The sequence below is a fragment of the Algoriphagus sp. 10J20-15 genome, from assembly GCF_055809615.1.
The window spans coordinates 42,415-66,132 of record NZ_JBVVUG010000043.1 but is presented as its reverse complement, the minus strand read 5'-3'; the positions used below and the strand labels follow the sequence as shown (position 1 = coordinate 66,132).

16 protein-coding genes and 7 pseudogenes are annotated in these 23,718 nt (G+C 39.6%); 17 read left to right on the top strand and 6 right to left on the bottom strand.

Features of this window, described 5'->3' with window-relative positions; translation table 11 throughout:
- The first annotated feature begins 1 nt into the window (after position 1).
- The gene (locus AC0L6R_RS18110) at positions 2-1,618 is read left to right on the top strand and encodes a hypothetical protein (RefSeq protein WP_473272455.1); all 1,617 of its coding nucleotides are present in this window, start codon (positions 2-4) and stop codon (positions 1,616-1,618) included.
- A 4-nt stretch (positions 1,619-1,622) separates the two neighbouring features.
- Here the strand turns inward: AC0L6R_RS18110 and AC0L6R_RS18105 are convergent, their stop codons facing one another.
- From AC0L6R_RS18105 to tilS, 6 genes are all read right to left on the bottom strand, one after another.
- Positions 1,623-3,278 carry a mechanosensitive ion channel family protein gene (locus AC0L6R_RS18105; RefSeq protein ID WP_283413987.1) on the bottom strand — a complete coding sequence of 552 codons (1,656 nt, stop codon included), beginning with the start codon at positions 3,276-3,278 and terminating at the stop codon, positions 1,623-1,625.
- A 68-nt stretch (positions 3,279-3,346) separates the two neighbouring features.
- Entirely contained in the window at positions 3,347-4,435 is a 1,089-nt protein-coding gene (locus AC0L6R_RS18100; protein WP_473272454.1) for a hypothetical protein, read from the bottom strand.
- A gap of 153 nt (positions 4,436-4,588) precedes the next feature.
- Positions 4,589-6,052, bottom strand: a complete 1,464-nt coding sequence (locus AC0L6R_RS18095) for a hypothetical protein (protein ID WP_473272453.1) — start codon at positions 6,050-6,052, stop codon at positions 4,589-4,591.
- Between the two features lie 100 nt (positions 6,053-6,152).
- A complete protein-coding gene (gene mdh, locus AC0L6R_RS18090; protein WP_473272450.1) occupies positions 6,153-7,088 on the bottom strand; it encodes a malate dehydrogenase in 936 nt (311 codons plus the stop codon).
- Positions 7,089-7,238: 150 nt separating this feature from the next.
- Entirely contained in the window at positions 7,239-7,754 is a 516-nt protein-coding gene (locus AC0L6R_RS18085) for a Crp/Fnr family transcriptional regulator (RefSeq protein WP_283413990.1), read from the bottom strand.
- A gap of 3 nt (positions 7,755-7,757) precedes the next feature.
- Positions 7,758-9,077, bottom strand: coding sequence for a tRNA lysidine(34) synthetase TilS (tilS, locus tag AC0L6R_RS18080; RefSeq protein WP_473272449.1), 1,320 nt, complete (start codon positions 9,075-9,077; stop codon positions 7,758-7,760).
- A 48-nt stretch (positions 9,078-9,125) separates the two neighbouring features.
- Here tilS and AC0L6R_RS18075 point away from each other — a divergent pair, with 48 nt between their 5' ends.
- The 16 genes and pseudogenes from AC0L6R_RS18075 to AC0L6R_RS18000 all read left to right on the top strand — a co-directional run bounded on the left by AC0L6R_RS18075 (position 9,126) and on the right by AC0L6R_RS18000 (position 23,535).
- Positions 9,126-10,775 (top strand): OstA-like protein, encoded by a 1,650-nt coding sequence (locus AC0L6R_RS18075; RefSeq protein WP_473272448.1) that lies wholly within the window; start codon positions 9,126-9,128, stop codon positions 10,773-10,775.
- Positions 10,776-10,934: 159 nt separating this feature from the next.
- The gene (locus AC0L6R_RS18070) at positions 10,935-11,651 is read left to right on the top strand and encodes a T9SS type A sorting domain-containing protein (RefSeq protein ID WP_283413993.1); all 717 of its coding nucleotides are present in this window, start codon (positions 10,935-10,937) and stop codon (positions 11,649-11,651) included.
- A gap of 67 nt (positions 11,652-11,718) precedes the next feature.
- Entirely contained in the window at positions 11,719-12,627 is a 909-nt protein-coding gene (locus AC0L6R_RS18065; protein ID WP_283413994.1) for an outer membrane protein assembly factor BamD, read from the top strand.
- Between the two features lie 20 nt (positions 12,628-12,647).
- Positions 12,648-12,962, top strand: a complete 315-nt coding sequence (locus AC0L6R_RS18060) for a DNA-directed RNA polymerase subunit omega (protein ID WP_283413995.1) — start codon at positions 12,648-12,650, stop codon at positions 12,960-12,962.
- Positions 12,963-12,966: 4 nt separating this feature from the next.
- Positions 12,967-14,173, top strand: a pseudogene (gene coaBC / locus AC0L6R_RS18055) (bifunctional phosphopantothenoylcysteine decarboxylase/phosphopantothenate--cysteine ligase CoaBC).
- Positions 14,174-14,323: 150 nt separating this feature from the next.
- Positions 14,324-15,223 (top strand): annotated as a pseudogene (gene porD, locus AC0L6R_RS18050) (type IX secretion system protein PorD).
- A gap of 39 nt (positions 15,224-15,262) precedes the next feature.
- On the top strand, positions 15,263-16,915 hold the full coding sequence (gene recN / locus AC0L6R_RS18045; protein ID WP_473272445.1) for a DNA repair protein RecN: 1,653 nt from the start codon (positions 15,263-15,265) through the stop codon (positions 16,913-16,915).
- Between the two features lie 86 nt (positions 16,916-17,001).
- Positions 17,002-17,806, top strand: a pseudogene (locus AC0L6R_RS18040) (enoyl-ACP reductase FabI); the annotation flags it as partial.
- Positions 17,807-17,981: 175 nt separating this feature from the next.
- Positions 17,982-19,548, top strand: a pseudogene (locus tag AC0L6R_RS18035) (amidohydrolase family protein).
- A gap of 81 nt (positions 19,549-19,629) precedes the next feature.
- Positions 19,630-19,812 (top strand): alpha/beta fold hydrolase, encoded by a 183-nt coding sequence (locus tag AC0L6R_RS18030; protein ID WP_473272444.1) that lies wholly within the window; start codon positions 19,630-19,632, stop codon positions 19,810-19,812.
- Between the two features lie 2 nt (positions 19,813-19,814).
- A complete protein-coding gene (locus tag AC0L6R_RS18025) occupies positions 19,815-20,006 on the top strand; it encodes an alpha/beta fold hydrolase (protein WP_473272443.1) in 192 nt (63 codons plus the stop codon).
- A 120-nt stretch (positions 20,007-20,126) separates the two neighbouring features.
- Positions 20,127-20,435, top strand: a complete 309-nt coding sequence (locus tag AC0L6R_RS18020) for an alpha/beta fold hydrolase (protein WP_473272442.1) — start codon at positions 20,127-20,129, stop codon at positions 20,433-20,435.
- Positions 20,436-21,055: 620 nt separating this feature from the next.
- A pseudogene (locus AC0L6R_RS18015) lies at positions 21,056-21,508 on the top strand (MarR family winged helix-turn-helix transcriptional regulator).
- Between the two features lie 70 nt (positions 21,509-21,578).
- Positions 21,579-22,113, top strand: a pseudogene (locus AC0L6R_RS18010) (YceI family protein).
- A 79-nt stretch (positions 22,114-22,192) separates the two neighbouring features.
- Positions 22,193-23,147: pseudogene (locus AC0L6R_RS18005) on the top strand (ring-cleaving dioxygenase).
- Positions 23,140-23,535, top strand: a complete 396-nt coding sequence (locus AC0L6R_RS18000; protein WP_473272441.1) for an alpha/beta hydrolase — start codon at positions 23,140-23,142, stop codon at positions 23,533-23,535. The pseudogene AC0L6R_RS18005 and the gene AC0L6R_RS18000 overlap by 8 nt, the downstream one beginning before the upstream one ends.
- The last annotated feature ends 183 nt before the right edge of the window (positions 23,536-23,718 follow it).

Genomic DNA, 23,718 nt, shown 5'->3' with positions numbered 1-23,718 from the left:
TATGAACTTATCACATAAATGCCTCGCCGTATTAATTTTTTCTCTGGGTTTTATCACAGTGACTTTAGGACAGACTAGTGAGAATGAAACTGTCTCTTTTACTATTCCAAAGACGATCTATTTTGGAGGCGAACGAGTTTGGATTAACAGCCAATCTATGATTGGAGACATCCCTACAGACTCGAAGATTATTTATGCAGAATTGCTGAATCGTTATAATGAGTCAGTTGCAATAGCCAAGATGCCCTTAGAGCATGGCCAGAGTTTTAACTTTCTTCAGCTTCCGACAAACCTGCCATCCGATAATTACTTGCTTCGGGTATTTACCAGAATAAGCCCATACCAAAACTTGGAAGAAGGATTGGTCCAACAATTCATCACCGTATTTAATAGAACCGTTCCTCCTACAGTAGTGGCTGAACGAAAGGTGGTTTCTAGAAATCATGAGTCAAGTGAGATCGTGCTGTCTCAGCAGGTGAGCGCCCCCGGTACAACTCTAAAAATAGATTTTCCAACAGATATTGAAATTAGTAATGTGAGTATAGCCTCATTGAATCCTTTCATAGCTGAGCAAGGGATAATCTCTTCCACCTCTGCCTACGAGTCTATAGATGAGCATAGTTTGATTCCGGAGCTTTTTGGGCACGTCATTGAAGCGAATCTTGAAGAGACAGCTATTGATACTACCAAATTGTATTACATGTCCCTACATGGTGAAAAGTCAGCGCTTTTTACAGATCGTCCTGATGCAAACGGTAGCTTGTATTTCGATGCAGGAGGGATGCGAAATTGGAAATATTTAGTTGCTCAAGCTGATGGAAATGAGTCTTTACTAGATTTTGGTATAGTTTCTCCTGCTCCAGTGACTCATTTTAAAAAGGATTTTATTTTCCCTCAACTCGAAATAAGTCCTGAAGATCAGATTTACCTACAGGAATTGTTGAAAGGTGGGCAGATAGAGGGTTATTTCGTCAATGAGTATGATGCCACCCAAATGCCGGTGGTAACAGGGTTTTTGGAAGATCGTACCTACCTACTAGACGACTATACCAGGTTTGAGACGGTTGGTACGGTGATTAAGGAATATGTCCCTGAGATTTCGCAAAGGAATGTAAAGAAAAAGAAGGAGTTTCGAGTTTTGGATAATGTTATGTTTACAGTCTTTGACTCCAATCCTCTAATGCTAATTGATGCATTGGTTGTTTTTGATTCGGATGTACTAGCTTCTTTCGATCCTGCTAATTTCAAAAAATTAGACGTGTTGACTCGGACGTTTTTCTTAAATGAAGAGAAATTTTCAGGGGTAATGAGCTTCAGTTCATATAAGAATGATTTTGGAGGATTCCCTATACCGTCAAATGCGATTTATCTGGACTATGAAGGTATTCAGCCGAAGGTGAAATCTACCGAAAGGCTCTTTTCAGCTCCAATAGAGGAAGAGCGAATCATGGATTGGAGAACAGTTCTTTACTGGTCTGATGCCCCTGAGTCAGCTGCTGTAAGTAATTCAATGGAAATCAAACTTCCTGATCTAAAAGGAAAGTATAAGGTCACGCTGAAATCTAAAACGCCTCAAGGAGAAACTAAGGAGTACACAAGAACCTTTGAGGTCAAATAGGTTTTTAATCGTCTTTTCGTTTCAGCTCTGACTTTAGGAAGTCATTCAGCTTCGCTTCATATTGACCATGATATTCGGGCACTAGCGTTTTCTTTTCGGGGAATGACTCCATGTGCAAGGTTTGGGTCGGGAATGCGAATCGCACCCCAAGTGAGTTTGCAAGCTTTACAATTTGAACCAAAATTTCATGTCGGCATCTCAATTCTTCACCCCAGTTTGGCACTTCGAAGAAAATGTAAAACATGATGTCTTGACTAAAAGAGGATAAATTGTTGAAATACACATGAAACATATCCTTTCGAGTTTCAGGATGTGCCAAAACAATTTCTCTTAGACCTTTTACAAACTCATCAATGAGTGCAGGTGGAGTGTCATAAGTGACTGTCAAGGTGGTATAAAACCTTCTGTATTGTCTTAATCCATGATTGTCTAAGATAGCATCTGCTATTTTGCCATTTGGCACGTACATCAGTGAATTTCTGAACGTCCTGATTCGGGTAGATCTGAATCCAACTTCTTCGACGGTACCGTCGATGTCACCAGAGGTAATCCAATCCCCGACCTGGAAAGGTTTATCAATGAAAATCATAACTGAACCGAAAAAGTTTTTGATCGTATCCTGAGCTGCTAATGCAATGGCTACACCACCAATGGAAAGACCAGTCAGGAATGGGATAATATCCAGATTTAGGCCATCTCTTAGAATGAACAGGGTTCCTACAATGATGACGAAAGCCTTAAGGGTTTTCCGCATCAATGGCACTAACTGATCATCTAAAGTAGACTCTGTTTTAGTAGCCAACTTGGTGAAATAAGCAGCTACCACATCTGCCAATTTATAGAAAATGATAGTGATCAGGAAAGGCTTAAGTGTTCTAAATACAATCACTATCCAAGACCAAATCTCTATCGGCAACTGCAATACCCGGATAAAAAGTGAAAGTAAAACCACTATAAAATAGATGCTGATAACCCGGGCGACGGGCAGGATATAATCTTCACCTACCTTGCCGTAGCCGTATCTTTTAAATAGGTAAAGTATCAGTTTGTCAACAACCAAGGTGAACAACCAATGCGCAAGAAATACCAATAAAAGAAGGACGAATAAGCCTACTAATTGCCAAAGATGGAGACCCAGATATTGTTCATTTCCAATTTTGGGAAGTATATTGAGAAGCTTTGCGGTACCGAAAGGATAGGTCTCAGAGTGAAGTTTATCTATTTGACTTACGCTGAAAGCAGAGTATTGCCAAGTGTCGCCATTTTTTTGAAGAAATATTCCCGGTAGTTTTTTCTTGTCGAAATAATAAATGTTCTCATTTTTTGCAGAGGTGCTGTCGGAATAGTTTTGCTCGTTTGGAATATCGTTTGTGCGAATGAGAATTCCTTTTCCCTCAAAAATCTGCTTCAGTTTTACTGCCAGGCGCTCTCCATTTTTACCTTCAACATCTGAGAGATCTAGTGTTTTAGCTGCATTTTCAGGCTGATAATTCCCTTCTTCCAGATTATAGAAAAAAGAGAGAGTGGTATGGTAAGGAGAATTCAGATTTACTGAGCTGGCAGCTTCTAAATCATCCTGATTATCTAAGACAAGCTGGGAAAAAGAGTGAGTGCTAACCCAAATAAGCAGGAATAAGGAAAGGAAATACTTTTTCGGCATGAGTAGAATCTGTGATTTTTTGCAAGTTAGCCATTCGCTAGCCCAAGCCAAAGAAAATTTGGTTCTGCTTAATTAGCTAATTGAAATTCTGTAAGTGTGGAACGACTCACTGTTCTGATTAAATATTGATCTAAAGATGCCTGATAGGTAATTTGGATAGTGCCAGTACTCTCTAGAGGCATGGTGGTTTGTAGATTCCCACTCAGATCATACAGATAGCAAAAGCCTTGATTAAGATCAGTGATTGCGAATAATTGTCTGTCAGAACCGAAATCAAAGTATTGATAGAGTAGATTCTCGTCCGAGACTCTTGTGCTGAACAGCCTCTTTTCACTTCTATCTAGGACACTTACTTCGTTATATTGTCGTGAGATAAATACAAAATCGTTCTGTTTCTGATCAGGAATCAGTAAAAACTCACTATCACGATCATCTTTGACCAGTTGGTTTCTATAGCCAACTTCTCCATTGAAGTTAGTATGAATTACCTCACCATTTGCGGTAATTCCCACCAACTGGCTGGATCTAGAGCTCGGATCCCTCCAAGATATCAAACCAGAAGTAAATGATTCACCAAGTTTGATTGAAGAACCAGCTTGACTTTCGCCCCTTCGGTTAAAAAGGTGAAGTGCACCATTTTCAGCTAATGCTACCATGTAATCCCCCTTTCCGGGAACACGGTAATGCGCAGGTGCACCTATGGTTTTGGCTCCAATGCGATTAGGATTCCAACCTTCCAGTTTGTTACCAGTTTTGTCAATTAAATATAAATTGCCAGCTTCTGTGCTGACGAAAAAGCGATAATCTTTAGAGTTACTATAATCGACTAGGTTGAGATGGGTGATTTTCTCAGCATTTGCTCCAAAAGGATATTCAGGTAGGGGAGTTCCTAGTCTATCAATTCCATAGATTTTATCAGCTGTTGCGACTAACAGTTGAAGCTTACCATTTTTATAGTAATCAATTTGAAATGCATCTGAAACAATAGGTCCAGTAAGTTGCTCTGAGTAAACCTCCTGGCCAGCAGAATTGATTAAATAGAGGACATTATTCTGGTCCTGTACCAATAAATCTTCCGTATTGTCCTGATAGTTTATGATTGATTTTGGACCATAGATTAACTGGTGGTCAAAGGAAATTCTATTGCTTGGCTGCAAGGATATTGCATCAGTTGTTTCAATATTTGGCTTGGATTCACCGTCATAGGGAAAACTAAGAGTGGCTTCTGTTTTGTCCTGTATCTGATTTATTTTGAAGGAAACCCAAGGGAAGGAAAGAAATGCCTCTGAATATTTCTGTAAGAATGAACTTCAGGATGGATTTGCTTTTTTTGTCCAAGTATCCCAAATGTTATCTGTAAGATAAATGCGACTAAAGCCAGCGGTAGGGGTCAAGTCTTTTTTGGCTTCTGGGGCTCTAGAAGATTTTCCCCAGGTACTACCAGAATTGATGTCGTCTAGCATTAGCTTCATTGCCTGCTGAGAATTGGTAAAGATTAACACATCTTCGTCTGAGGTAATGAACGTCTGCCCAAAGCCCGGGAATTTTCCTCCAAATAAATGTGCAGGAAAATCTTCCTCGGATAGATAAAGAATCTCATGACCTGAATAGAAATCAGAACCTTCGTCGCTCTCGCTTTCTTGAAATTCTTTGAGTTGCTGGATAGCAAGATCAGCATCTCTAGTCCGAGCCAATAGAGCCAGATTTTGATCTGCCCCACCAGTATTTTCTAGATCCAATAAATATAATTCCCCTGTAAATGAGTCTAAAAACCCCTTGTCTAGCAGTTTTCTCTGAATATCTCCACTGAATGTTGCTCTGGCTATAAAAGCGCGATTAGTGATTTTCTGTGTTTCATAGATGCTCTCCAGGTTAATCTGGGTCAGCGCAAGCGTTCTAATAGAGATAACATCCTCAATAGATGCAAGATTTGCCTGAATAGAGGGGGTGAAATTAACCTCCTCTCCATACACTACCGGTCCTTTGAAAACCAGCTGATTTTCTTCCAAAGTAAGGTCCAAAGACGCTACCCCAGGCATAATTTCCAAAGCAGCAATTGTCGGGCTTTCTCTCAATCCACCTACACCCTTCAGGAGGCTGGATAATCCTTTACCATCGATGATCAGTCGACCTTGCGCATCAGAATTATACGGGATAGCTTTTGCCAGCGAGTAAAAACTTAATTGATCCTCATTTACATAAAAGCGAATGGCTTCTTCCACTAAGAAGGAGGAAGATGATACCACTGCCAAATCTCCTAGAAGTGAAATACTCCAAAGTCGGTTATTATCTGCATTGTAGTATTCCAATACATCTTGATCAGAGTATTTTCTTGATTGGAATCTTGACCCTGCAGGGAGACGTGATTTGATTTCTTCGATGAAATCTGTAGTGGTGGATGGGGTGAGATTTATAGTAAAAAGTAGTTCGAATGTCTCAATCCCTGTGGAATGAAGGCTGACGGTGGCTTGTTGTCCGTTTAGAGATTTTGCTATTTCGCCTGTTCCTCCATTTAGGCTATCTAAGGTGATGAGTTGATCAGATAGTCTTTGAAAAGCTGGAAATGCTTTTAAAATATCCCAAACAGGGTCATTTACTAGGGTATTCCATTGGTTTGCACCTTCGTAGGTTTCAAACACAAAAACGGCATTCTGACTGATTACTTCTAGGCTATTGACATTGCGAGAAGAAAAGTAGGATTTGTAAATCCAAAAACCTCCAGCAGCGAGGAGTAGGGTGGTAAAAAGTATAAGTAGGCTTTTCCAGATCTTCACAGGCTCAGCGATGGTTCAGACGGCATATTACAAAAATCAGACCTAAGAAACCTTTGCACAAGCAAGAGAATCTCAGGTCTGATATATAAAAGAACTAGTATTACTTACCTAGTTTGTTCAAAACTTCCATTACTTCCTTCACATGACCTCGAGAAGTTTCAAGAAGCGCTTTTTCTTCAACGTTCAGGTCTAGTTCCAATACTTTCTCAACACCGTTTTTGCCAAGAATTACTGGTACTCCAAGGTAACAATCATCGATTCCGTATTCACCTTCAAGTTTGATACAAACTGGGAATACTCTTCTTTGATTTTTCAAGATAGCTTCTACCATTTGCGCAGCTGCAGATCCTGGAGCATACCAAGCAGAAGTACCCATCAGCTTCACTAGCTCACCACCACCGAATTTGGTTCTTTCGATGATTGCATCAAGCTTATCTTTAGCTACCAATTCCGTTACCGGGATTCCAGCTACTGTAGTGTAACGAGGAAGTGGGACCATGGTGTCACCATGTCCGCCCATTAGGATAGCCTGGATTTCTTTTGGAGATACGTTCAGCTCCTCAGCAAGGAAAGCTCTGTAACGAGCTGTATCCAAGATACCAGCCATACCGATCACCTTGTTTCTAGAAGTACCTGCAGTGATGTGTGCCTGATAAGTCATTACATCTAGTGGGTTAGAAACCACGATGATGATTGCATTAGGAGAATGTTTGATCACGTTTTCAGTCACAGACTTCACGATGCCAGCATTGGTTTCGATCAAATCATCACGAGTCATACCTGGCTTACGAGGAAGTCCAGAAGTGATCACTACTACATCTGAATTAGCAGTTTTGGTGTAATCATTCGTGCTTCCAGTGGTACGGCTATCGTACTGGTTGATAGGTGCTTTTTGGAAAATATCAAGTGCTTTACCTTCAGCAACGCCTTCTTTGATATCAACTAGTACGATTTCCTCAGCGATTTCGCGATAAGCTAAAACGTCTGCACAAGTTGCGCCTACATTACCAGCTCCTACTACGGTTACTTTGCTCATTAGATTTATAGATTTTTATATGAATATATATTGCGTTAAAAAGCGGCGCTAAGTTATTAAACAATGCCTAGGAATCGAAACTGAGACTCAAATACTTTGGAAGGAATTAAGGTTTTTTGACAAAAGTGTAAGCTTAATGTTTGAACTGTCTTATTCAAACATTTGACGGAGGCTGAAGAAGCCAAAGGATTCTCTGTAAGAGCGGAAAAGTCTTTGATTGTTTTGGTTATAATACTCCGCCAGTGATGTCATCATTTTTGCCTTGATCTTTGGGTTACTATCAAAAATTTCCTGTATGGCAAAATGAGGGATAACTATTAATTCAGCCTCATCTGACACAATTAGCGCAGTATAAGTTCTCTTTGCATTTTCAATTAATGAGTTTTCTCCAAATGCCTCACCTCTTTTGATTTCAAGAATAGTTTCAAAATTATCCTTGACGTCGATGGTTAAGGATATATCACCGCTTTTGACCAAATAAAGCGCTTGGCTTGGATCTTTGCTGAAGAACACCACCTCATCTTTAACATACTTTCTATGATGCATAGCAGGGATAAATCGAGCCATTTCTTTATCCTTCAAATTTTCAAAAAACTTGATCTGTCCAAGAAAATGGAACATATTTTCCTCAGCTTCAGTGTATGTTTTAGAAAATGGATTCCGCATTGCTTATTGCTTTTTTAGATAAAGTAATTTACGTGTAGCTGCTGTTGATTTTGCCCAATCAGCAATTCTATACCCAATTACCCAGACTATTTGATCTTCTGAAATTAATACTTTTATTCCCCGCTTTTTCACCACAGGTACCTTCAAATCTATCAAAAAGTCAGAGATTTTCTTTGCATTTTTCATGCCCAAGGGAATAAATCTATCACCCTCTTGCCAAGTCCTAACCTCAAGTGGAAAACTCAAACGTTCCAAGTCAAGCATGGCGTTTTGACGGCTTTTGTCTATAGCTTCTTGGGCTTCTAATTTAAGGAGGTCATACTTGCCTTCAGGTAAGAAAAACTCAATGTCATTTTTAGTGATAGAAATAGGATCAAATTCTGCCGGGATAGGTGCTAATATCAGGTGATCACGATCAATATTGAGCAGATGAGTGCTGCTTTCGAATAGCTTTCCAGATTCGCCGAATTGGCAGGTTTCCAAAATATCCTGGGCTTGATCAGAATTGAATCCGTAAGGGCGAAGCCAAAAGTACAGAAGTGAAGATGCGCCTGCATTTCTGATTAAGTCCTTCGATGATAGGATTTGAAGGTCTTCAGATTCTGTAATTTTCTCAGATTTCCAGTTTTCAAAAAGTGCTGTGAAAGCCTTTCCTGTATCTTTTAGTCTGGCAAAGCTGTTCAGTAGGTTTGACTTTGCATCATCAGCTACTTCATAAAGCGCAGGCAAACTGATGTGCCTAAGTTTATTTCGCTTGTAGTCGGTTTTTTCATTTGAACTGTCTTCCCTCCATTCAATACCATTTTCCAGAACAAATTCTTGAATTTCTGTTCTGCTGAAAGGTAGCATCGGGCGGATTATCCAGCCTCTACGCTCGGCCATGCCGTAAATACCTTCAATACCAGTACCTCGAAGTAAGTTTAGAAAGATAGTTTCAATCTGATCATCCTCATGATGTGCTATGATTATCCCTTCTAAGTTTCTTTCTGCTCTTAATTTCTCAAACCAATCATAGCGAATCTCTCTTGCCGCCATTTGCGTAGAGATATTTCTTTCGGATGCGAACCTGTAGGTGTCAGCGAGATGAACATGAAAAGGAATGCTTAAAGATTTAGCCCAATTTCTAAGAAACTCTTCGTCCTTGTTGCTTTCTTCTCCCCGCAACTGAAAATTAACATGGGCTATTTCAAAAGGGATTGATGCTTTGGTAAGAAGATTGCCTAAGCACATGCTGTCCATTCCGCCACTGCTTGCCAATAGGTAGGTTTTGGAGGGATTTAAAATTGATTTGTTCCGGATATGCCGGATAAAAGCTTCAACCATTGATCAAAAATATCATTTTCTAGTAATTTTGTCCACATTCGTGCAGCTATGACTCCAGCCTTATTTCGTATTTTCTTCTTTGTCCTGAGTTTTTGGGTCATTTCATTTTCTTCTCAAGCCCAAGAAACATCCATTTTGGAGATTAATAGTGCGGGTGAGTTAATCGGTAGTCAGGGGTATGAAAGATTAGTAGGGGATGTGAAGATGAAGCATCAGAACTCGCTAATTTATTGTGACTCTGCACATTTCTTCAGATTGGAAAACAGAGCACGCCTTTTTGGGAATGTGAGAATAGTGGACACTGAAGACCCAGTACAGACTACTAGCAAATACGCTGAGTATGATGGAAATACAAAGCTGGCTAAGCTTCGGAAAAATGTCGTGTTCACTAACCAAAAAACTACACTTACTACCGAATTCCTTGATTACGACCGTGAGGCGAATATTGCATATTATTTCAATGAAGGGAAAGTAGTTGATTCTGTAAATGTATTGACTAGTGAGAGAGGAACATATGAAGTAAATATTGAGAGAATCACCTTCAAAAATAACGTGGTACTGGTAAACCCTGACTATACCATGAAAACCAATGATTTGGTTTACTTGACCATTCCGAAGACTGCTGAAACTAAAGGACTGACCAATCTGATATCAACAGAAGGAAATACCCTCGATGCTCAAAATGGTAGTTTTTATGATACTCAGGGCAAGAAATTCAGGTTCTATGAAGGTGTTGTGGAGACAGAAACAAGTAGGATTAAGGCGAAGGAGTTGTACTACAGCGAGCTGGATGCCTATTATGAGGGTAAAGAAAATGTGAGTGTGCTCAATAAAGAACGGCAAGTGGAAGTGTTTGGGGATGTTGGAGAGTATTGGGATGAGCGAAAGTATAGTTTGGTTCATGGGAATGCATTGGTAAGGAGGTATTTTGAAAAAGACACACTTTACATGGCTTCAGATTCCTTGATTTCTCAGGACGGTGAAGCTGATTCTATGAAATATTTATTAGCATTTAGGTCGGTGAGGTTAGTGAAATCCGATATGTCTGGTGTCGCAGATTCGTTGGTTTATAATTATGCGGATTCTTCAATACAGTTGTTTAAAAGCCCGGTGATGTGGAATCAAAAAAGCCAAATTACCGCTGATAGTATGGTTTTTTATATTGCAAATGAAGAACTGGAGCGGGTCTTCATGAAGGATAAAGTATTTGTCATCACTCAGGATACAATTATGAACTTCAACCAGATGAAGGGTCGAACTATGGATGGGTATTTTAGAGAGGGCCAGATGGATAGGATTGATATTGAAGGCAATGGAGAATCTCTTTATTTTGCTTTGCAAGCAGATACAATCTCCCAGGGGATCAATAAAACGCTCAGTGCGAATATCAAACTCAGGTTTAAGGATGGTGCTATACAACGTGTCACCTATGGGATCAAACCTGACGGCAAATTCACTCCTTTCCAACTTATTACAGAAGAAAATTCCAGATTAGAAGGGTTTAATTGGAGATTTGAGGAAAGGCCCACACTTGAAGATATTTTTTTGTGGAGAAAGCCTGAAGAAATTGATCCAGATGCAGAAAATTTATTCAATGAGCCGGATGTTGAATTAATTTTGCCTACAGAGGAAGAGATCCAAAAATCACTGGAAAAACGCGGTTGGAAACCAGAAAAAAAGATTCCATCACGGTTGTAGGGGGTGTTAGGTTTGGCTTAACGTACTAGCGCCTAAAAAATTTCATTAGGGTTAACAGATTTTAACCGCATTTTTCTGTTAATACATAGCCATTGGTATATTTTTGTCCGTATATTGAATACAGTTACAACACTGAAGGCTTATCGATTAAAACTTTACATGAAACGATTACTCATATTTTTTACATGGCTTTGGCTGTTGGTTCCCGTATTTTCGGAGGCTCAACAGGTGCGTGTATTGAGTGATGGAGTAGAATTTCGAGGCGATTTAGGCTCTACACAGCGAAAAACCATCATCCTTCAAAACGAATCCAATCAAGTAAAAACTTACCTGTTAAAAAGTCTTCGTGGAAATATTGGGTCTTCACAGAAGGTCAGTGTATGTATTGGAGATAAATGCTACGACCCCAAAAAGGACCTAGCTAAAATAAAATTGACGTTAGAACCTGGTGAGTTACTTACTGATTTGTATCTGGTTTTTGATATGGGAATCGCTGAAACAAGAGGGTCTTTTGATTTATCTTTTGTGAATGAGAGCAATTTAAGAGATCTATTTGTCGTTGAAGCTAGGTATGAAGTTGATGATCCATCAGAAAAAGTTGATGAATTTGATTACAAGGATATTGTATTAAGTGATGTGTATCCAAATCCAAGTGTTAGAACTGCTCAATTTGACTATAACATTAAAAACAAATCTGTTAAAGCAAGAATTTCAATAAATAGCTTTATTGGAAATCCTATCGCAGATTATGAATTAGATCCAGAACGAAGCACTCTTCCAATCAACGTATCCGATTTCAATCCTGGGATATATTTCTACACCCTTTTCTTGGACAATAAAAATATTGTGACCAAGAAGCTCGTTGTCAAGAAGTAAGACTTGACCTACTAGCAATCATCCATTTGAATCCGAAAAATTATCCCGTATATTTGCGGTCTTGAAAATGAAAATGCGCGTACAATCCATTCTATTACTATTTATCATACTTGCTGCGAGTTCTTGCGGCCCATTCAACAAGCTTGAGAAGAGCACGAATTGGGAGGAATTATACGCAGGTGCCAACAAATATTATCAGGAAGGAGAATACAATAAAGCTATAATCCTTTACGATAAGGTGTTGCCGGTTATCAGAGGGAGTGAGAAGGCAGAATTGGCAGATTACAATTATGCTAATTGCCATTTTAAGACTAAAAGATACATAGAAGCTGCTGGCTACTTCAGTAATTTCTACAGAACATATAATAGGAGCCCTCTTGCTGAAGAAGCATTATTTATGAATGCGTATTCCCTTTACTTGGATGCTCCTGATGCCAACCTTGATCAACAGAGTTCTCAGGAAGCAGTGTCTGCGATACAACAGTTCGTGACTAAATTCCCAGCCTCTGCAAGCTATGAGCGTGCGATGGAAATGCTAGTTGATTTGCAAGGAAGATTTGAGGAAAAAGCCTATATGGAGTCTTCTATGTACTATAGACTGAAAGATGGTTTGTACCCTGGTGATTATTATAGGGCCTGCATTATCAACTTTCAGAATTTCATGAAAGATTATCCAGACAGTAAGCATAATGAAGAGCTTGCTTACAAGCTAGTTGAGGTAAGCACTGGATATGCCGAGAACAGTGCGTTTTTGAAAAAGGAAGATCGATTGAAGGATGCTTTAGGTTTTGCAACTTCATTTTATCGTAGATATCCAAATAGCGCTTTTACAGGAAAAGTGAAAGATATTGAAGAGAAGGCTAAAGAAGAATTAGACTCACATTCTGTTCTTTTAGCCGACTACAATCAACGCTTGGCTGAGCAAAAAGCAAAGGCACTTGAGAACAAGACAATAGAAAAAGTAGAAATAAAATAGAATTATAATCAAACAAGAATATGGCAATTAATCCATCAATCATTACAAGAGATCTTGATAAAATCGCTGATAAAACAGAGAATATCTATGAGTCTCTTCATATTGTAGGTCAAAGAGCGAAGCAAATTTCCAACACTTTGAAAGAAGAGTTGAATATGAAGCTTTCTGAGTTTGCCTCTACTGTTGATAATTTGGAAGAAGTATTTGAAAACAAAGAGCAAATTGAAATCTCTAAGTTTTACGAAAGAATGCCAAAACCAAGCACGTTAGCAATGGAAGAATTCATGGAAGGCAAAGTTTATAGCCGATTCCCTGAGGAACCAACGGCTGAATAATTCTATGAGCCTTAAGGGTAAGAAAATTATCTTAGGAGTGACGGGTAGTATAGCTGCCTATAAATCCGCGTTTCTTACTCGATTACTAGTTAAAGCAGGAGCAGAAGTGCAAATTATTATGAGCACTTCTGCTTTTGACTTTATTACTCCGCTCACCCTAGCAACACTATCCAAGCGCCCTGCTTTAAGCCAATTTCAAAAAGATGAAACTGGTGTTTGGAATAACCATGTGGAGCTAGGATTATGGGCGGATTTATTTTTAGTAGCACCTATAAGTGCTAATACCCTTGCCAAGTTTGCAAATGGCATTTGCGATAATCTTTTATCTGCTACCTACCTGTCAGCTAGATGCCCGGTGATGGTAGCGCCTGCCATGGACCTGGACATGTTTCATCATCCTTCTGTACAATCAAATATTCAGAAATTAGAATCATTCGGGAATATCATACTCGATGCTGAATCCGGAGAATTAGCAAGCGGATTATCAGGGAAAGGTAGAATGATGGAGCCAGAGCACATTGTTTCTAAAGTGCAGAAGTTTTTCACCACCAAGACTGATTTCAAAGGAAAAAAAGTACTGATCACTATGGGGCCAACCCAAGAAGCCCTAGATCCTGTAAGGTACGTCAGCAATCATTCCAGTGGGAAAATGGGACTCGCATTAGCAAATGCTTTTATGTCCAGAGGAGCAGATGTTTTTGTCGTTTCAGGTCCGATTTCATTAAAAGTAAATAAGGATAATTTTCATTGGCAGGATGTAAAGTCAGCCAAAGAGATGTATGAAGCATCCTCAAAAATCCATGATCAAATGGATATTTGTGTTTGCTGCTGCAGTAGCTGATTATGCGCCTGCAGAAATCGCCCCTGAGAAAATTAAAAAAAGTGATTCTACGCTATTGCTCTCTTTAGTCAAAAACGTAGATATTGCCGCAAAACTTGGGGCTGAGAAAAGGCCAAATCAAGTTCATATTGGCTTTGCTTTGGAGACAGAAAATGAAGCTAAAAATGCGCAGGTCAAGTTAGGGAAGAAGAATTTTGACATGATTGTGCTTAATTCCATGAAGGAATCTGGAGCAGGTTTTCAAGTAGATACAAATAAGGTGCATATTTTTCATGCTTCGGGATTAGAGGTGGAGTCGGATGTGGCTCCTAAAAACCAAATCGCTAATCTTATTATAGATCAAATCAAAAATATCCCTGTTTGGGTTTGAGCCTTTATATTTCCTTATTTTAGGACTATGAAATCGATCATGATCCAAGGCATGCAATTATATCTATATACTAATCGTTTGGAGTTCATGCATCTAGAAAGCCATGGGGTCGAACTGACTTTGTGGCCAAAGAAAGATTAACTTAAATACATGAAAAAAGGAATTATCCTTCTACTCTTCTTTTGTCAATCATTCACTGGGTTTTCTCAGGAGCTAAATTTTACGGTGATCATTAATAGTGATCGCGCGAGAATTCAGAATACCAATATTTTCGCTCAGATGAAGACCAGTTTTGAGCAATTTTTAAATGGAAGGTCATGGACAACAGATGAATTTCGGCCTGAAGAACGTATCAAAGGGAATTTGTTGATAACGATAAATGATGTGCCACAAGTGGGAACATACAATGCTACCGTCCAAATCCAGACGGTGAGGCCAGTGTATGGTACGAACTATGAGAGCTTGGTTTTTAATTTTGCAGATCGAAATTGGAGTTTTGATTACGTAGAATCCCAGCCCTGGAATTTAATCGTTTTACCTTTTTAAATAATATAAGTTCCTTGCTGGCATTTTATGCTCAGATAGCCTTAGGTTTGGATTATGATACATTTGAAAGTAGAGGTGGAAGTGAATTCTTTGCTGCAGCAAATGATATTGTAAATAATGCACAGCAATCCAGTCAGCGGGTGGACACAGAGTACATCAGATCGTCGAAATCGATATGCGTTAAATAATGACATTTATACTTCGTCGGTTTTTTCTGTAATTAGAGATGCTTATTATTTATATCATCGTCAAGGTTTGGATATTCTTCAGATTAAGCCAGAGGAAGCGTATCAAAATATGCTTGAGGCCATCCGGATTTTGGCGGAGGCAAATAAAACCCAGCCAAATGGCATCTTCGTAATCTCATTTATGGATGCCAAAAGCGACGAGATTACCTCGATTATGAAAAACGCTTCTTTGGAGATTAGGACAGAAATTGTCGAACTACTTCTGGAAGTTGACCCGAATAATGCGAGAAAGTACAATGAGCTGCTGAAAAGCTAAGCTCGATTTTTTAGTTTTGCCCAAACGAACTCATTACCCATGCTCAAATCTCTCAGCATTTCTAATTATGCTCTGATTGACAAACTGCATATGCAGCCAAGTCAAGGTCTTAGTATGATTACCGGCGAAACAGGCGCTGGTAAATCCATCATGCTTGGCGCTGTAGGTTTGCTTCTAGGGAACAGGTCAGATACCAAGGTCCTGCTACATGAAGATAAAAAGTGTGTTATCGAAGGAGTTTTTGATGTGGCAAACTACGGCTTGAAGGATTTTTTTGATAAGGCTGAGTTAGATTACGAGCCAATTTGTATTATTAGAAGGGAAATCAGTCCAGCAGGCAAATCCCGTTCATTCGTTAATGACACCCCAGTCTTATTAGATGCCTTGAAAACGCTAGGTAGCTATTTGATGGATGTCCATTCCCAACACGACACCTTGCAGCTAGGAGAAGGAAACTATCAGCTCAGCTTAATAGATGCCTTTGCGCAAACTCAGGAAGAACTTAAAAATTACAAAGCGGATTATCAATCTTTTCAAAAAGCTCAAAAATCATTCAATGAGCTGACTAAAAAGGCAATTGAGTTACAAAAGGAAGCAGATTTCAATCAATTCCAACTAGAAGAATTGAGTGTTTTAGGACTGAAGGAAGGGGAACAAGCCGAATTGGAATCTAGTCAGGAAATCCTTGAAAATGCTGAAGAGATCAAATTGAAGATCAATGAAATGCTGAATCTCTTCCAAGATGAGCAATTTGGGATCAGCCAAGGAATGTCTCAGATTCAGCATGGAATGCAATCATTGGAAAGATTGGCGCATGTGTTTGCTAGCCTAAGAGAAAGATTTCAGGCAGTGAATATTGAGTTGAAGGACATAGAAGAGACTCTTGGAGATGAGGAGAATAAGGTTGAAGTTGATTTTGAGAAACTGGATGAAACTCGGGATAGGCTAAGTAAGATCTATCAGCTTCAGAAAAAACATGGAGTAGCTTCTGTAGAAGAATTAATGGAGCTTGAAAAAGAGCTGGCTGATAAGGTTTTTCAAGTTCAGAATCTTGACGAAACGTTAGCAAAAGCAAAGAAGTTTCTTGAAGAGAGTCAGGCACAAGTTGCGCAATCAGGAAAAATTCTTCGTATGAAAAGGCAAGGGAGTTTTACTGCTTTCCAGAAGTCTTTGGAAGGCTTACTTGCCGGATTGGGAATGGAGAATTCCAAAGTTGTCATGGAACACAAGGGGATTGAGCCAGCGATAAATGGGATGGATGAGATCGAATTGCTCTTTTCAGCCAATAAAGGATCTTCTCCTCAGCCCCTGAAAAAAGTAGCCTCAGGAGGTGAGTTTTCCAGATTGCTTTTTGCCATCAAATACCTGATGGCTGATAAAATGGCCATGCCTACCTTGATTTTCGATGAGATTGATACCGGGATTTCAGGTGAGGTAGCGTTGAAAATGGTTGGGATGATGCAAGACATTTCCAAAAGACATCAGGTGATTTGCATTACGCATTTGCCTCAGGTAGCAGGACAAGGTGATCTCCATTATTTTGTTTATAAGGACAACTCATCTGAGAAAACCGTCAGCAAAATCAAATTGCTCGAAAATGAAGAGCGAGTGATGGAGTTGGCAAAAATGATTGCGGGAGCCACACCATCGGCTTCGGCAATAGAAAGTGCAAAGGAGTTGCTTCGTCGCTAATTGCCTCATTGCATCAATTTCGAGGCGTGAATGATTATTTTTTCCTATTTTTGGGCAGTAATTTTTGAAAATAACCCCCTAGCTATATGCCAGATAATTTGCTAAAAGGAAAACTGGGAATCATCACCGGTGCTCTTGACGAGAACTCAATTGCGTGGAAAACAGCGCTTAAAGCGAAAGAGCAAGGAGCAAAATTTGTATTGACCAATGCACCAATCGCCATGAGAATGGGTGCTATCAATGACCTTGCAAAGGAATGCGATACTATTGTGATTCCTGCGGATGCGACGAGCACAGAAGATATCGAGAAACTCTACGCTGAAGCAAAAGAGTATCTTGGAGGTAACTTCGATTTTCTTTTGCATTCCATCGGAATGTCCCCAAACATCAGAAAAGGAAGATCATACGGTGATCTGAATTACGATTGGGCAATGAAATCTTACGATGTGTCTGCCATCTCTTTTCACAAGATGATGCAGGTAGCTGAAAAGCAAGATGTGATGAATGAGTGGGGGTCGATCGTTGGTCTTTCATATATCGCAGCTCAGAAAGTATTCCCTTTCTATACAGATATGGCTGATGCCAAAGCTTTGTTAGAAAGCATCGCACGTGGCTATGGATACAGATTCGGTAAGCTTAAGAAAGTTAGAGTAAATACCATCTCTCAATCTCCAACCAAAACAACGGCGGGAACTGGTATTGGAGGATTTGATTCCTTCTACAATTTCGCCGAGGCTCTTTCTCCATTGGGAAATGCTTCAGCAGAAGCTTGTGCAGAATATATCGTTACGATGTTCTCTGACTACACTAGATTAGTTACTATGCAAAATCTCTTTCATGATGGCGGATATTCCTTCACAGGATTCTGAAGACATCATGGAGAAGTTTAAGAGATCTATAATTTCCACCAACAATCCTCAAAAAAGCCCTTTGGAATTCTCCTTCAGGGCTTTTTTGTGTCCTTACTTCGTCATTTTTCAGTTTTTTGTTGTGACTTTTAGACTTAACTTATTTGCTGAATCAGACCATCACCTATGAAAAAAAGACTTTACTTCGCTGGCCATTTTTGGCTTTTATCTTTCCTTTTTCAGCCTTTTGCCAAATAAAAGCCGCTGCCAGAGACAGAACCGAGGGCGATGGACAATATGGACGGTTGATATTAAGAGGTGTGATCCTGATAGATGGTACCGGTGCACCTCCGGTAGGCCCTGTGACGATATTGTCGGTGCGAAAAATAGGATTGCTCCGATTTCAGGTTGTCGGCTATCCTGGGATGCCAATTAATGAAAACCGTAGGCCAAAAGCGGGGCCAGATGACAAAGTTTATGAACTAGAAGGACACTATTTGCTTCCGGGGTTTGTCGATGCTCATGGACACATAGGAGGAGGAGGTCAGGGGACACCTGCTGAATATGTTTTCAAGCTTTGGATGGCTCATGGCATCACAACGATTAGAGATCCATCGGCAGGGAACGGATTGGATTGGGTTCTTGATCAAAAGAAAAGATCAGCTGCCAATGAAATTACAGCTCCGCGAATCCTAGCCTATACCAGTTTCGGTCAAGGAGCAAAAGCTCCAATCACAACGGCCGAACAAGCCAAAGCTTGGGTAAATGAGAATGCGAAAAAAGGGGCAGATGGTATTAAATTTTTTGGAGCAAATCCAGAGGTAATGGAAGCTGCAATTTCTGAAAACAAGAGAATTGGACTTCGCTCTGCTATGCATCATCAACAGTTGGATGTAGCTCGATGGAATGTGTTGAATTCCGCCAGAGCTGGATTGACTTCAATGGAGCATTGGTACGGTTTGCCAGAGGCCTTATTTGAAAATCGAACGATTCAAGACTTTAGATTAGAATATAATTACCAAAATGAGCAGCATAGGTTTGCTGAGGCAGGCAAACTTTGGAAGCAAGCAGCTCAACCTGGATCTGATCATTGGAATAAGGTGATGGATGAATTGCTTGAATTGGATTTTACACTTGATCCTACATTTAATATTTATGAAGCCAATCGGGATATGATGCGTGCCCGCACTGCGGAATGGCATGATGCATATACACTTCCATCGCTTTGGAGATTCTATGCCCCAAGTCGTCAGTCCCATGGTTCTTACTGGTTTGATTGGACTACTGAGGAGGAAGTTCTATGGAAGGAAAATTATAAGCTGTGGATGACTCTTGTAAATGAGTATAAGAATAAAGGAGGTAGGGTGACTACAGGGTCTGACTCAGGATTTATCTATCAGCTTTATGGTTTTGCATATATCAGAGAACTTGAATTGTTAAGAGAAGCTGGATTTCATCCACTGGAAGTTTTAAGGTCTGCTACTTTATATGGGGCAGAACTGCTGGGCATGGAAAAGGAAATTGGTTCAGTAGAAGTAGGTAAGTTGGCGGATTTTGTCATTTTGGAAGAAAATCCACTTCAAAATCTGAAAGTACTTTATGGCACAGGCGCAATCCGGATAGACGAGAATAATAAACCAATCAGAGTAGGAGGCGTAAAGTATACTGTCAAGGATGGAATCAGTCTATGATTCTAAAAAACTTTTGGAGGATGTGAAGGTTATAGTAGATAAGCAAAAAGAGACTGAAGGGTTTACAATCACTCAGCCTGGTTTAGATTTTTAGAAAAGAGATAAATTGAAATTGAGTATGAAAGACTTTTCCTGGTTAGGGTTCGAAGAGCTAACCATAAAAACAAAAAATAGAATGCCCCAAATCAAAGTAAACGGAGTCGATATTTTCTACACGGATCAAGGAGTTGGGGAGCAAACCATTGTTTTTTCACATGGTTTACTTTGGAGTCACAAGATGTTTAGGGATCAAATAGCGTTTCTGCAGGCACGTTTTAGGGTGATTGCCTATGATCATCAGAGGGCAGGGAAAGAGTGAAGATGAAAGGTCCATTTGATATGGATACTCTCGCTGAAGATGCAGCAGAGTTGATCCAAAAACTATGCGTAGGTCGAGTACATTTTGTAGGACTTTCGATGGGGGGATTTGTCGGGATGAGATTGGCTGCTAGGTTTCCTCAATTGATCAAAAGTCATCCTCCTAGGGACCTCTGCCAAATTCAGAACCTGTAGAAAACTTGCCTAAATACAAAACACTCAATGGAATCGTGAAATGGCTCGGGGTAGTACCACCGGTGGCGAGCAAAGTTATGAAGATCATGTTTGCGGATAGCTGGCTAAAAGATCCGCTACTTGAACGCTCAGAAAATTGATTATTGGAAATCACAGTTGAAGGCAAATAAAAGAAATATCACAGGGGCCGTGGAAGGAGTGATTTATAGAAAGGGAATAGAACACGAATTAGGAAGCGTTACTTGCCCCACTATGGTGATTGTCGGCGATGAAGATGTAGCAACCAAACCAATAAAATCAAAGTTTATCCAAATGAGTATTCCAAAGTCTAAGTTGCATAGAATCATCGGTGCTGGGCATAGTAGCTCTATAGAAAAACCAAAAGAAGTTAATCGATTAATAGGAGACTGGCTGATTGAGAGAAGTTGATCTTCTGGATGAAGAATTACTTGGGTTAAAATAAATGGTACTACCACGATTTAATGGAGTTTACTAGTTATTTGTTTCTGATGATGGTTTCCGGAGGTTATCATCCGGATGGGGGGTTTCGCTCCTTGCGGGATTTTCGGTTTTGTAATGGGTTGAACACCGTTAAGAAAATGACTTAGCTCCCGAGGCACGAGGGAGATCCAGTCATTTTTAGGTGAATGAAAGCCAGAGCAAAATTCCGCTGCATTGCTGTTTAAAATGAATAAAAAAAGGTATCAGCGGAAAGAAAAGACCGAGGCTCAGGGCTTTTTGGTTACTTTTTGGCCGCCAAAAAGTGACGAAGATCAAGGCCTATATAAAATGGAGGAGAGGTGTATCAGATGTTGATTCTCTCAAGAAAAATTATTCAATAATAAACAGAAGCTATACTTTCTTTTGTAGATATTAGTTTAGCGGCCAACTTACCTTTCCATTAAATTCAGGGTAGAACCAAATAAATATTATTAATGCATCTAAGGCCTCATTCGAGGCTTTTTTTTGTTTATGTGAAAAATTTTCTTGCTTTTTGAAACCTTTTCATATATTTACATGTATATACATTAAATACAATAACAAAAGATATGGGCAGTCTAGAAGAGGCAATCAAACAGAAGGAGTTCAAAGACCCGTATAATAAATTAGTGGTCAATTTACTTTATACTCACAGTTATTTGGTTTCAGCTCAAAATGGTATTTTAAAGCCTTTTGATCTTTCTCCAGAGCAATATAATGTGTTAAGAATATTGAGGGGGCAAAATGGAGTTCCAACTACCGTGTCTTCTCTAGGATAGAATGCTTAACAAAATGTCAAATGCAAGTCGTTTGGTAGATAAATTAAAAGCTTAAGCTCTTGATAGAAAGAAGGGAATGTCCTGCTGATAGGCGACAGGTTGATATTGTAATTACTGATAAAGGGCTACAGGTTTTAAATGAATTACAAGCTTACATGGAAGCTTTTTAACAATGAGGTAATCAAACTCAATGAGGAAGAAGTAGTTATGATGAATACACTACTCGATAAATTACGAGGCTAAAAAATTTACACTAATACGTGTCTATACATTAATATCATACAAATAAAAATTTAACTAAAACACAAACATTATAGAGAGCACTACAAAATGGATTATCGACCCAACACACTCTGAAGTATCTTTCAAAGTAAAACACCTGGTTATCTCTACAGTAACAGGTTATTTCAGATCATTCGAAGGTTCAGCAGAAAGTTCGTACTGAGGATTTCGATGGAGCAGCAGTTTCATTCTCTGCAGAGATCAATAGCATTGATACCAATCAAAAAGACAGAGATAATCACTTGAAATCAGCAGATTTCTTTGATGCCGAAAATCATCCTAAATTGACTTTCTCAGGAAAAATCAAGAATAACGGAGGCGAATATAAGTTAGTAGGAGATTTGACTTTGAGAGAAACTACTAAAAACGTAGAATTTGATGTTGATTTCGGGAGGATGGTAGCTGGTGATCCTTACGGACAAACTAAAGCAGGCTTTGAAATCGAAGGAAAAATCAACAGAAAGGAATTCGGTCTAACTTGGTCAGCAGTGACTGAGGCGGGAAGTGTAGTAGTGAGTGATCAAGTTCGTCTACTCCTCAATGTTCAATTAGTGCAGACAAGTTGAAGAATCTGTCGAAGCAAACGGATAATCTGAAAAGCTGCCATATGGCAGCTTTTCTTATAATAAAAAGAAAGGAAAATCTATGCAATCATTAATCACAGGTATCCATCACATCACTGCGATTGCTGGAAACCCACAAGCAAATATTGATTTCTATACCGGAATTACTCGGATTGAGATTAGTGAAAAAGACAATCAATTTTGATGCGCCCCCGGAGTTTACCATTTCTATTTCGGAGATGAATTGGAAAGGCCTGGTACAGTATTTACTACCTTTCCTTTTACTGGCGCTCGCAAAGGTTCCAAAGGAGCGGGGGAGGTTACTTACACTGCATTTTCAGTAGCTGCTGGTTCTTTGGATTATTGGATTGAGCGATTGAAAAAGTTCGGAGTTGCTGTTTCAGATAAACTGACCAGATTTGGTGATCAATTGATCCGTTTTGAAGATCATGACAGCATGGGAATTGAGTTGATCGCAAATGATCAGGATGATAGAATGGGCTGGTCTTATGGACAGGTGCCAATTGAGCATTCGATTAAAGGTTTCTATGGAGCTACTTTAAATCTAAGAGCTAAGGAGTTGACTGAAAAGTTGCTGACTCAGCACATGGATTACCGTTTTATAGGAGAGGAAAATGGCAGATTTCGATATGGTACAGCTGGCGGGCCAGGGAGATATTGTGGACATAGTGATTGATAAATCTGGGAGCCGTGGAATGCAAAGTGCAGGCACAATTCATCACATTGCTTTCCGCACAGAAAATGCAGCTTCGCAACTTCAAGTTCAGGATAAGCTGATGAAAAATGGCTATCAGGTGACTGAAGTGAAAGATAGAAATTACTTTACTTCCATCTATTTCCGTGAACCAGGTGGAGTTCTTTTCGAAGTGGCTACAGACGAACCAGGATTTGCAATTGATGAGGATGAAGCGCACTTGGGTGAGTTGATTAAACTGCCTGAATGGGCTGAACCAAATCGCAAAAAACTAGAGGAGAGTTTGATTCCAGTAAAATTAAATGTAGAGTCTTATGCCTAAGATAAGAAAAACAGCAGGTATTCCCTTCGATCAAGCCAAAAAAGCTGCGATTCTAATTCATGGTAGAGGCGCTAATGCAGAAAGTATTTTGGGTCTGTCGAAGTACCTTAAGCTAGATGATTATGCGCTTTTGGCTCCAGAAGCTGAAGGAGGTTCATGGTATCCTTACAGTTTCATGGCTCCGGATGAGGCAAATGAGAAAGCTTTAAAAGAGTCATTAGCTTCTATTAAAGATGCATGGGATCAAATTGCTGCCGCTGGTATTCCTTCGGAAAACGTCGTATTTATTGGCTTTTCCCAGGGGGCTTGTCTTAGCCTTGAGTTGGCTCCACAAAATCCTCAGGAAGCTTGCGGGAGTAATCGCTTTCACGGGTGGGTTAATTGGTGAGACTATTCAGAAACAGAATGTGGTGATTTTGATGGCACCCCAATCTTTATTGGAAGTAGCGAGCAAGACTTTCATGTACCCCTTTCTAGAATAAAAGAATCAGAAACCCTACTGAGCAGGATGGGGGCAAAAGTGAAATTGTCGATTTTCAAGGATTCCAATCATACTATCCGTCAGGAAGAA